Below are 10,045 nucleotides of genomic sequence, written 5' to 3'. Positions count from 1 at the left end.
GCCGATGACGAGTATGAGGAATGCGCCGATCCACGCGGCGCGGCGGCCGCGACCGGGATGGAGCAATGTCTTGAGTTCGCGTCGGACCTTCGCGTCGGCGGGGTCGAGTTTTTCGATCGGGGTGTGGACGGTCATGGGATGCCCTCTTCTCTTTATTCGGCTCGGCCGCGCGCGAGGCGCAGCGGGTCTCGGCCCCGAAAGCGCATGCCTTCGGTTCAGTCTTGAAACTTCCTCATTGCTGGACGGCCCTCTTCGAAGAGGACAACCGCCCCTCCGGTCACCCGCATCTGGAAATGCGCGCGCCGGCTCCCTGTTATGTCTTGCGGACGAACGCCATCAGGCGCCGACCGGAACAGGACCCGCTCCCGGGAAAATAATCTGGATGATAAATCCGGCCGCCGCATGATCTTTGCCATACGGCGGCCGGTCTCGGGGGAGAGCCTATCTTTGTATACTGACCGGTATAAAACTATTGTTGCGCTGCGTCAAGACCATTCTGTACCGGGCAGTAAAATTTTTCTACTAGCGCCCCGGCCACAGCTTCAGGCTGGTTTCGACGAGCCGTTCGAGTTCGGCGCGCGTCGCACCGGCGCCGGCTTGCACCGACATGCCCTGGTTCACCGCGGTCAGGAAAGCCGCGAGGCCTTCGGCGTCGGTGTCGGGCGGGAAGTCGCCCTCTTCCTTGGCGCGCGCGAAGCGCTCGAGCATCGCGCGCTTCGCCGCCGCGCCGCGTTCGAGCACGGCCTGGCGAATACATTCGGCTTCCGCGCCGCACGCGACCGAGGTGATCACGCCGAGGCAACCGTTCGGATTCTCGGGGCAGGTGTACATGTCGAGCGCGCCGTACATCAGCCGCTCGGCGACGCCGCGCGCGGTCGGCGCATCGAGCGCCGCATGCATATAGTCGGCCTTTTCGCGCTCATAGAGATCGAGCGCCTTGTTGAAGAGCGCTTCCTTGTTGCCGAAGGCCGCGTACAAACTCGGCTTGGTAATCCCCATCGCCTCGGTCAGATCAGCCATCGACGCACCCTCATAGCCCTTCGACCAGAAGACGCGCAGCGCCGCTGCGAGCGCCATGTCGACGCAAAATTCGCGCGGACGGCCCTTATGCGGTGTGGCGACGGTGGCGGTTTCGATTTCCATAACGGCTGGTATATAAGTGAGGTGAGACAATATGTCCAGTGGCGCGCCCTTCAGGCGAGCCGCGTGTCGATCGGCAACCCGCCCTTCAGCGTCAGCGTCACCGGCGTCCGCTCGGCAATATCCGCGAGCCGCGCTTTCTGTTCGTCGTCGAGCCCCGCGATCGTCAGCACGCGATCGACCCGGAGGCCGTCCTTGCTCAGCAATCGCAGGCCGACATCGACCGATTCGAGCGGCCACCCCTTGCGGTCGGCGTACATGCGCAATGTGATCGCGGTGCACGCGCCGAGGCCCGCGAGCAGGAAATCATAAGGCGCCGGCCCCAGATTCTGCCCGCCCAGCCCCGGCCCCTCGTCGCCGATCAGGTCATGGCCGCCGACGTTGATCGCGGTGCGATAATGATCCTTGCCGATACGGGCGGTGCCATGGGCCATGCTGCTGTCCTCCATGCGAACGAGTCCGACAGAAACGTCTTTCCCGGCGCGACGCCGAAACGGCAAGCAGAAATGCGGAACGATTCACAAGCTGAATATCGTTCGCCCGGCCCCTTGTGCGGGGCAAACGCAAACATCTTGAACTGACCGCCAGGAATCTTACATTGATTTCATCGTCAACAAGCGAAAGGAGGTGGTCGAATGTCTCATTGTCACACGCCGCATGCGGCAGATTTGAGCATGACCTTCCTCGCGGGGGTCCAGCTCGGTTAAGCTGTCCGCGACAGGCAAGACAATGGAAGGGCTGCTCCGAAAGGAGCAGCCCTTTGTTGTTGTGGCTGCCGAACGGCCTACCGTCAGGTTACGGTCAGAAACCGGCGCTACAGACTGGGGGATGGGGGCCAATGCCATGGCATCGACGCAAGTTCAGTCTGATTTCGCAACGTTGGGAAAAGTTTGGAGGCCCGAGCCGGAATCGAACCGGCGTGCACGGATTTGCAATCCGCTGCGTCACCACTCCGCCATCGGGCCTCATGCCAAATTACCGCATCCTGATCGGGACGGGCCGGGTGTTGGACGGCGCCGCTAGTGAGGGGCTTTGGCTGCCTTGTCAAGGATTCGCCGGAACGGCACCGCCCGGGCCGCGGCGCAGCGCGCGATGAGGGTTGGCGGCACCCCCATTGGCAGCTATGCGACACGCGATGCGGCTGCGGGGCTGTATTACTATTGCAATACAGCATTGCTTCGGCTAAAGCTGCCCCGCAAAGGTTCAAGTTCCAGGGAATTGGAAAAGGCTGATGGCGACGAAGTTTAGCGAAATCACTGCGGCAGAGATGCGCGCTGCCATGATCGACAGCCAGCTGAGGACCAACGATGTCATCGACCCCGCGGTGGTCGGCGCGATGGCCGCGGCACCGCGTGAGGCGCATGTGCCCGCCGCGCTCGCCCGCGTCGCTTACATGGACCGCGCGATCGCGCTGGGCCACGGCCGCGCGCTCAATGCGCCGCTGGTTACCGGCCGGATGCTCGTCGCGGCGGCGATCCGCCCCGGCCAGCGCGTGCTGTTGATCGGCAGCGCGACGGGCTACACCGCCGGACTGCTCGCGCTGCTCGGCGCCGAGGTCCACGCCGTCGAGGAACAGGGTGAATTGATGGCGGTGGCAGAGGGCGCGGCCGCCAACGGCAATATCCGCTGGATCCAGGGACCGCTGGCCGCCGGTGCGCCCGATGCCGCACCGTTCGACCGCATCATCATCGAGGGCGCGATCGAAATGCTGCCCGATGCGCTTGTCGCACAGCTCGCCGACGGCGGCCGGTTGATCGCGGCGCGGCGCGAGGGAGCGGTGACGCGGCTGGTCGAGGGCGTGAAGGCCGGCAGCAAGGTCGCGCTGCGCAGCTTCGCCGATATGGACGTCGCGCCGCTGCCGGGCTTTGCGGCGCCGGCCGGTTTCCAATTCTAAAAGCAACCTCCCTCCTTGTTTCAGGCTGACATCTTTATGCACGACAACAATAAGAAGCAGCCCCTTCGCCGTGCGCGCTGGCTCGCCGGCCTTGCGGTCGGCGCGCTGCTGTTGCCCGCGGCGGCACAGGCGGAAACGCTGCAAGGCGCGCTGGCCAAGGCCTATGAAAATAATCCGACGCTGACCGGCGCGCGCGCGGGACAGCGCGCGAATGACGAGAATGTGCCGATCCAGAAGAGTTTCGGCCTTCCCGAGGTCAACACCCGCGCCGATTATGAAGAAAATATCATCACCCCGGGCAACAGCTTCAACTCGCCGATGCGATCGGTCACAGGGTCGGGCCAATTGTCGGTGCCGATCTATCAGGGCGGTGCGGTCCGCAACGCCGTGCGTGCCGCCAAATTTCGCGTCGAGGCCGGGCAAGCCGACCTTCGCGCCACCGAAGCAAGCATATTTTCGCAGGTCGTCGGCGCCTATATGGACGTCATCCGCGATCAGGCGATCGTCCAGCTTAACCAGAAGAATGTCTCGGTCCTGCGCACCAACCTGCAGGCGACGAGCGACCGCTTCGAGATCGGCGACCTGACGCGCACCGACGTCGCCCAGTCCGAAGCGCGGCTCGCGCTGGCCGAAGGCGATCTGCGCAACGCCGAGGCGAACCTGATTGCCAGCCGCGAATCCTATATCCGGCTTGTCGGCGACGCACCGACCGACCTGCAAGCACCCCCGACGCTCCCGAACCTGCCGGCGAACGCCGAGGAGGCGGTGGCGATCGCGCTGAACAACAATCCCGACATCGAATCGGCGAACCAGCTGGTGAGCGCGTCGAAAGCCGACATCGGCGCCGCCAAGGCGTCGCGCGCCCCGAAACTCTCCGCGACGCTCGGCGGCAATTATAATAATTACCTCGGCTCGCTGAACAGCGGCGTCATCGGCGTCGGCGTGACGCAGGAAACCTCCGCCGCGGCGGCGGGCGTGTCGGTGACGCTGCCGATCTTCACCGGCGGCCGCCGCTCGGCGCAGGTGCGGCAGGCGCAGTCGCGCGGCAGCCAGGCGATCGAACAATATGTCGAGGTCGAACGCGGCGTGATCGCGCAGACGCGCGGCTCCTATGCCGCGTGGCAGGCAAACGAACGAATCATCGCCGCGACGCAGCAGGCGGTGAGCGCCAACGCGCTCTCGCTCGAGGGCGTGCGCGCCGAAAACAGCGTCGGCACGCGCTCGATCCTCGATATTTTGAACGCCGAGCAGGAATATCTGAACACGCAGGTCCAGCTCGTGTCGGCGCAGCGCAACTCGTACGTCGCCGCCTTCTCGGTCCTCGCCGCGATGGGCAAGGCCGAAGCACGCGATCTCGGCATCGGTGGCGGCGCGCTCTACGATCCCGAAGTCAATTACAAGCGCGTGCGCGGCGAGATCTGGGATTGGGCCGACGATCCGGCGCCGCAGCAGGTCGCGACCGACACGCGCGCCGTTCCGGCGGCGACCGCCAGTGTTCCGGTCGGCCCGCCGTCGCTCTCGCCACAATAAGGCTTGGCAAAACGCGCCCCAAATCGGTAAGAAGACGGTTAACCATCCGGTAATCGCGATGGTTTAGGGGGTTGGTTATGGGCGATATGTCGCGGGAACCATCGATGGAAGATATCTTGTCGTCGATTCGGCGCGTGATCGCTCGTGACGAGGCGCCGGGTTCGGCACGCGAGATCCGCGTCCCCGAAGCCGACGATATTCTCGACCTTCAGGACGAAGAAGACCGGGCCGATGCTGCGCCCGCGGCCGGGGAGCTTGTTTCCGAAGCAAGCGCCGATGCCGCGCGCCAGTCGCTCGAAGCACTGACCGCCGCGGTGACGCCCGCGGTGGCCGCTGCCACCGTTGCAGCCCCGACGGTCGCCGGCCGCACGATGGAGGATGTCGTCCTCGACGCGCTGCGCCCGATGCTCAAGGACTGGCTCGACGCCAACCTGCCCGCGCTGGTCGAGGCGATGGTCGCCAAGGAAATCAGCCGGATCACCGGCAAGCGGCTCTAACATCTCTTCCTTCTCCCTCGATGGGAGAAGGATACGCAGCCTTGTCGCGCAGCGACTAGGCGAAGTTGGATGAGGGTGAACGCGCATCCTCGCGCTGTTGGTTTCAGGCCGCGACCGCACCCCCACCGCTGCGACTAACCAGCGAGCTGGCAAGTCTCGCTGCCTCCCCCATCAAGGGGGAGCGAAAGAATCAGCCCGCCCAATCTTCCAGCAGATAGCGCGCGATCGCCAGCGACGGCGGCGCCATGAACGGCGCGCCCATATCGCCCGCGAGCGCGGCGCGCACCTCGGCCTTGTCGACCCACATCGCCGCCTCGATCTCGGTCGTGTCGAGCGTCAGCGCCGGATCCTTCGCGACCGCGCGGCACCCGATCATCAGCGACGACGGGAACGGCCAGGGCTGGCTCGCCACATAGGTGACGTCCGAGACGCGGATTCCCGCTTCCTCGAACAATTCGCGCGCGACCGCTTCCTCGAGCGATTCGCCGGGTTCGACAAAGCCCGCGAGCGCCGAAAAGAAACCCGGCGGAAAACCGCCCTGCCGTCCGACGAGTACGCGCCCCTCACATTCGGCAAGCATGATCACGACGGGATCGACGCGCGGGAAATGCTCGGCGTTGCAGCTTCCACAGCGCCGCCCCCACCCGCCGCGAAACAGGTCGGTCGGCGATCCGCACACCGCGCAGAAACGATGCCGCGCGTGCCAGTCGAGCAAGCTGCGCGCGCCGCCGTAAAGCGCCGCCTCTTCGCCCGACAGCAAAGGAAGCAGCCGCATCACCGTGCGCGACCGCGCATCGATCCGCGCACCAACCGGAGCCTCGCGCACAAAATGCGGGATCCCGTCATCGTCGATGCCGAGCAGCATCAGCGCGCGGTCATCAGCGGGGTCGAGCGGCTCCCACAAGAGACCGCCGCCTTCGCGCGGAACGAAGTCGATGCCGTCGAGCACCAGACAGCGCGCCCGCGGATCGGCCGATGCGGCCGCAAACGCCGCCTCGTTGGTCCGCAACTGATCGGCGCGGTCGAGCCACGCCCCGGTGAAACCAAGCGGTAAAGGCATCAGCGCATCACATCCTTGAAGAAAGTCTCGCCGAACTTGCCCTGGAACGACACCGCATCGGGCGGCATGATCTGCGTATAGCCGCCGACACGATAGCCGAGCCCGCGGTGGACGAAGCCGATCGTCCCCGCCGCGCCCGCCCAGCCGAAAATCCCCTCGCCGCCCGGCGAGGTCGGCAGCGACACGCGGCCGCCCGCGCCAAAGCCCTGCCCGTCGATGAAGCTGCCCTTACGGTCGACGCTGTCGGCGATGAGGTTCGACATCGCGAGCCGCGCGGTTTCGCGCTTCATCACGCGTTTCCCGCCCGTTTCGCCCTCACCGAGCAGCATCGCGAGGAAGCGGTCGTAATCGCGCGCGCTCGACACCAGCCCGCCGCCGCCCATGGGATAGGGCGGCGGGTCGAGATAGATCGAACTCGCCGCGGGATCGAAGGGGATCAGCGCGCCGCCGAACGGCGCATAATTGCTCGTGAAGCGCGCGACGTCCTTCGCGGCGACCATGAAGCCGGTGCTCGTCATGCCGAGCGGATCGAACAATCGCGCTTTCAGAAAGGCGTCGAACGGCTGGCCCGATACGACCTCGATCAGCCGCCCCATCAGGTCGAGCCCGATCGAATAGCTCCATTTGGTGCCGGGCTCATAGACCAGCGGCAGCGCCGCGAGCCGGTCGGCCATCACGGCAAGGCTCGGCGCGGGGGTCACCGGCGCGAAGCCCGGTATCGGCAGCCGGCTCGCCTGCCCCCCGGCGATGCCATTGTCGTCATAGGCCTTTTTGATCGGCCCCTTCTGGATGATATTATAGCCGAGCCCCGCGGTGTGGGTGAGCAGCTGGCGCACCGTGACCGGGCCTTTCGCCGGGCGCACATCGGTGAGCGAGCCGTCGGGCGTGTTCTGCACATTCATCTTCGCAAAGGCTGGAAGGAAGTCGGCGATCGGCTGGTCGAGCGTCATCTTGCCGTCCTCGATCAGCAGCATCGCGGCGATGCCGGTGACCGGCTTGGTCATCGAATAGAGGCGCCACAAAGTATCGGGACCGACGGGCGTCGCCGAATCGTTCGATTGCACCCCCGCACCGAAAAAGACCGCGGCGTCCTGCCCCTTGCCGATCGCGGCGAGCGTGCCCGCCAGTTCGCGGCGGTCGACGAAGCCTTTGATGAACGCGTTGGTCGCGGGATAGAGCGCGGCGCCGTCGACCTTCCACGCCAGCGCGGCGCGCGGCAGCAGCGCCCCCGCACCCGCCAGCGCCATCCCACCCATCAGCGCGCGGCGCGACACCATCATGTTCATGCGTCTCTCTCCAGCATCTTGTCGGTCAGTTTGCGATAGAGCGTCGGCAGCCCCGCCGCGTCAAGGTCCGCGATCGGCCACCATCGGCCTTCCGCTGCGGCATCGGGGTGTTCGGACGGGGCTTCGCGCCGCACCAGTGTCAGCGTCAGGTCGAAATGGGTAAAGCCATGATCGACGCTAACGATTCCCGACTCGGACGGCACATCGCCCCATTCGCCGCCGGGCAGCGCGCGCATCCCGCCGAGCATGCCCTTGCCCGGCCGGCGGACGAGCCAGATCTGCGCATCGCGCTCGATCCAGTGCGCCAGCCCGTGCCGATGCGGCTTCGCCTTCTTCGGCGGCTTGACCGGCAGGCGCTCGATATCGGGCCGCCCACGCGCGCGGCAGTCGGCCATCAGCGGGCAGATCGCGCACGCCGGGCCGCGCGGCGTGCAGATGGTCGCGCCAAGGTCCATCAGCGCCTGCGCGAAATCGCCCGGCCGTTCCGCCGGAACGAGCGGCGCCAGCGCGGCGCGAATCTCGCGCTTCGCCATCGGCAGCGGCGTTTCGATCAGCCGGTGGCGCGCGATCACGCGCTCGATATTGGCGTCGATGACCACCGCGGCGCGTCCGAAGGCGATCGCGGCGACCGACGCCGCCGTATAATCGCCGATCCCCGGCAGCGTGCGCAGTCCCGTCTCGCTATCGGGAAATATCCCGCCATGGTCCGCGACCACCACGCGCGCGCAGGCGAGCAGGTTGCGCGCGCGGGCATAATAGCCAAGCCCCGCCCACGCCGCCATGACGTCGGCATCGTCGGCCGCCGCCAGATCGGCAACCGTCGGCCAACGTTCGGTAAAGCGCGCGAAATAGCCCGCGACCGCGGCGACCGTCGTCTGCTGCAGCATGACCTCGGCCAGCCAGATACGATAGGGATCGGGTTCGCCGCCGCTGTTCGGTGCGATGCGCCACGGCAGCACCCGCGCCGACCGGTCGTACCAGTCCAGGAGACGCGTGGAAAAACTCATAAGCCCCTCCCCTTCAGGGGAGGGGGGTGTCGGTTCGGTCGGTCCCCCGGACCGACCTGGACCAGCCGGGGGCTGGTCCACCCGACGCCGGTGGGGGCCATCGGCCTAGCGCAAGGCCGATGACCCCCACCCGCTGCGACTAGCGAACAGGTTCGCAAGTCTCGCCGCCCTCCCCTGAGGGGGAGGGGTGATTCAGTGTCATCTGCGATAGCGGAAGTCTGGACGCTCACCCCCCGCCTATGGCATGGCACCCGCCATGACGAAAGACGTAGGCGAGGATGCGCCAGCCAAAAAGGCCAAGGCGAAAGGCGCAGCAAAGGCGGGGGCGAAAACCGCCAAGCCGCCCGTGCGCGTTTACGAACGCCCGCGCGGCGGCGAAGCGCGTATGGTGTCCGACCTGGTTCCCGAAATCGGCCGCGCCGCCTTTCGCAAATTCGGCTTTGTGCAAAGCTCGGTCGTCAGCCGCTGGCGCGAGATCGTCGGCGACCGGCTCGCCGACGTCACCCAGCCCGCGATGATCCGCTTTCCGGCGGGCCAGAAAGCGGGCGGCACGCTGCACCTGACGATCAGCGGCGCGCACGCCCCGATGCTCCAGCATGTCGCGCCCGACATCATCGCCGCGGTCAACCGCTTCTTCGGCTATGCCGCCGTCGCGCAGGTCCGCATGACGCACGGCCAGGTCACTCCCGCCGCGCCCGTTCAGCCACCGGCAATGCTTAAACCCGTACCCGCCGAACTGGGGGACAGCCTGCGCGACATCGGCGACCCGGAACTGCGCACCGTGCTCGAACGCATGGCGGCAGGGCTGGCGACGCCGCCCAAGCTTCCCCGTATAAGCTAGGAAAGACGGATGTCCGCTTTTGACGACCCGCTTCTCGATCGCCGTGCGGCGGTGCTGGCGCTTTCGGGCGCCGCGCTCGGCCTGATCGCCGCGACGCCCGCCAAACCCACGCTCTGGTCGCAAACCGTGACGACGACGCCGATCGGCGCCTTCCTCGTCGGCAACCCCGCCGCGAAGGTCAAACTCGTCGAATATTTCAGCTACACCTGCCACGTCTGCGCCGATTTCGCGAAGGCGAGCGCGCTGCCGCTGAAGACGGGGTATGTCGATCGCGGGCTCGTGCTGTTCGAATACCGCAACCTCGTGCGCGACCCCGTCGATATGACCGCTGCCCTGCTCGCGCGCTGCGGCGGCGCCAAGGCATTCGCGGGCAACCATCAGGCGATCTTCAGCGCCTTTCCGGCCTTCATCGCCAAGGTCCAGAAGGCGACCGACGCGCAGACGACGAGCTGGTTCCAAGGCACCACCGGCGAGCGCGCCCGCAAGATCGCCGCCGACATCGGCCTCACCGCGCTGATGCGCGCGCGCGGCTACACCCAGGCGCAGATCGGTGCCGCACTCGACAGCGAGGTGGCGCAGGCCGAACTCACCGGCATGACAAACATCGGGCTCAATGCCGACCGCGTCGAAGGCACCCCGAGCTTCTTCGTCAATGGCCGCAATGCCGGGGTCACCGCATGGCCCGCACTCAAATCGAAACTCGACCTCGCGATCAAGGCCGCTTAAAAGCGCCGCATTCCCGTTCTGTGGAGAAAGTAAGAATATGACCGCATCGCTTCGTATCGCCCTT

Annotated in this window: 10 protein-coding genes and 1 tRNA gene; 5 read left to right on the top strand and 6 right to left on the bottom strand. The window is 66.4% G+C overall.

The features are described 5' to 3' along the window. Positions 1–522: 522 nt before the first annotated feature. The 3 genes from VJ811_RS06650 to VJ811_RS06640 all read right to left on the bottom strand — a co-directional run bounded on the left by VJ811_RS06650 (position 523) and on the right by VJ811_RS06640 (position 2,105). Positions 523–1,143: a TetR/AcrR family transcriptional regulator gene (locus VJ811_RS06650; protein WP_324071472.1), complete on the bottom strand. Its 621-nt coding sequence runs from the start codon at positions 1,141–1,143 to the stop codon at positions 523–525. 50 nt (positions 1,144–1,193) lie between these two features. Beyond that, the gene (locus VJ811_RS06645) at positions 1,194–1,574 is read right to left on the bottom strand and encodes an OsmC family protein (protein ID WP_324071471.1); all 381 of its coding nucleotides are present in this window, start codon (positions 1,572–1,574) and stop codon (positions 1,194–1,196) included. A gap of 457 nt (positions 1,575–2,031) precedes the next feature. Then, positions 2,032–2,105: transfer RNA gene (locus tag VJ811_RS06640), tRNA-Cys, on the bottom strand. Positions 2,106–2,371: 266 nt separating this feature from the next. Between VJ811_RS06640 and VJ811_RS06635 the strand changes: the two genes are divergently transcribed. The 3 genes from VJ811_RS06635 (at position 2,372) to VJ811_RS06625 (ending at position 5,061) form a co-directional block, all read left to right on the top strand. After that, the gene (locus VJ811_RS06635; RefSeq protein WP_324071470.1) at positions 2,372–3,034 is read left to right on the top strand and encodes a protein-L-isoaspartate O-methyltransferase; all 663 of its coding nucleotides are present in this window, start codon (positions 2,372–2,374) and stop codon (positions 3,032–3,034) included. 36 nt (positions 3,035–3,070) lie between these two features. Beyond that, positions 3,071–4,564: a TolC family outer membrane protein gene (locus VJ811_RS06630; protein WP_324071469.1), complete on the top strand. Its 1,494-nt coding sequence runs from the start codon at positions 3,071–3,073 to the stop codon at positions 4,562–4,564. Positions 4,565–4,668: 104 nt separating this feature from the next. Continuing rightward, positions 4,669–5,061 (top strand): DUF2497 domain-containing protein, encoded by a 393-nt coding sequence (locus tag VJ811_RS06625; protein WP_324071468.1) that lies wholly within the window; start codon positions 4,669–4,671, stop codon positions 5,059–5,061. Positions 5,062–5,251: 190 nt separating this feature from the next. Here the strand turns inward: VJ811_RS06625 and nudC are convergent, their stop codons facing one another. From nudC to VJ811_RS06610, 3 genes are read right to left on the bottom strand one after another with little or no spacing between them, the layout of a single operon-like run. Then, positions 5,252–6,121 carry an NAD(+) diphosphatase gene (nudC, locus tag VJ811_RS06620; protein WP_324071467.1) on the bottom strand — a complete coding sequence of 290 codons (870 nt, stop codon included), beginning with the start codon at positions 6,119–6,121 and terminating at the stop codon, positions 5,252–5,254. Next, positions 6,121–7,407: a serine hydrolase domain-containing protein gene (locus VJ811_RS06615; protein ID WP_324071466.1), complete on the bottom strand. Its 1,287-nt coding sequence runs from the start codon at positions 7,405–7,407 to the stop codon at positions 6,121–6,123. Before VJ811_RS06615 ends, nudC begins: the two co-directional genes overlap by 1 nt. Further along, the gene (locus tag VJ811_RS06610; RefSeq protein ID WP_324071465.1) at positions 7,404–8,414 is read right to left on the bottom strand and encodes an A/G-specific adenine glycosylase; all 1,011 of its coding nucleotides are present in this window, start codon (positions 8,412–8,414) and stop codon (positions 7,404–7,406) included. Before VJ811_RS06610 ends, VJ811_RS06615 begins: the two co-directional genes overlap by 4 nt. Positions 8,415–8,670: 256 nt before the next feature. Here VJ811_RS06610 and VJ811_RS06605 point away from each other — a divergent pair, with 256 nt between their 5' ends. After that, positions 8,671–9,255 carry a DUF721 domain-containing protein gene (locus VJ811_RS06605; RefSeq protein WP_414711918.1) on the top strand — a complete coding sequence of 195 codons (585 nt, stop codon included), beginning with the start codon at positions 8,671–8,673 and terminating at the stop codon, positions 9,253–9,255. Positions 9,256–9,264: 9 nt separating this feature from the next. After that, on the top strand, positions 9,265–9,981 hold the full coding sequence (locus VJ811_RS06600) for a thioredoxin domain-containing protein (RefSeq protein ID WP_324071463.1): 717 nt from the start codon (positions 9,265–9,267) through the stop codon (positions 9,979–9,981). Positions 9,982–10,045: the final 64 nt, after the last annotated feature.

Source organism: Sphingopyxis sp. (assembly GCF_035250425.1).
Taxonomy (GTDB): Bacteria; Pseudomonadota; Alphaproteobacteria; order Sphingomonadales; family Sphingomonadaceae; genus Sphingopyxis.
The sequence above is the reverse complement of the archived record's forward strand: the minus strand, read 5'-3'. Positions and strand labels throughout refer to the sequence as shown.

Coding starts and splice junctions, on each gene's coding strand:
- VJ811_RS06650 (WP_324071472.1), bottom strand. CDS start 1,143: ATGGAAATCGAAACCGCCACCGTCGCCACACCGCATAAGGGCCGTCCG.
- VJ811_RS06645 (WP_324071471.1), bottom strand. CDS start 1,574: ATGGCCCATGGCACCGCCCGTATCGGCAAGGATCATTATCGCACCGCG.
- VJ811_RS06635 (WP_324071470.1), top strand. CDS start 2,372: ATGGCGACGAAGTTTAGCGAAATCACTGCGGCAGAGATGCGCGCTGCC.
- VJ811_RS06630 (WP_324071469.1), top strand. CDS start 3,071: ATGCACGACAACAATAAGAAGCAGCCCCTTCGCCGTGCGCGCTGGCTC.
- VJ811_RS06625 (WP_324071468.1), top strand. CDS start 4,669: ATGGAAGATATCTTGTCGTCGATTCGGCGCGTGATCGCTCGTGACGAG.
- nudC (WP_324071467.1), bottom strand. CDS start 6,121: ATGCCTTTACCGCTTGGTTTCACCGGGGCGTGGCTCGACCGCGCCGAT.
- VJ811_RS06615 (WP_324071466.1), bottom strand. CDS start 7,407: ATGAACATGATGGTGTCGCGCCGCGCGCTGATGGGTGGGATGGCGCTG.
- VJ811_RS06610 (WP_324071465.1), bottom strand. CDS start 8,414: ATGAGTTTTTCCACGCGTCTCCTGGACTGGTACGACCGGTCGGCGCGG.
- VJ811_RS06605 (WP_414711918.1), top strand. CDS start 8,671: ATGACGAAAGACGTAGGCGAGGATGCGCCAGCCAAAAAGGCCAAGGCG.
- VJ811_RS06600 (WP_324071463.1), top strand. CDS start 9,265: ATGTCCGCTTTTGACGACCCGCTTCTCGATCGCCGTGCGGCGGTGCTG.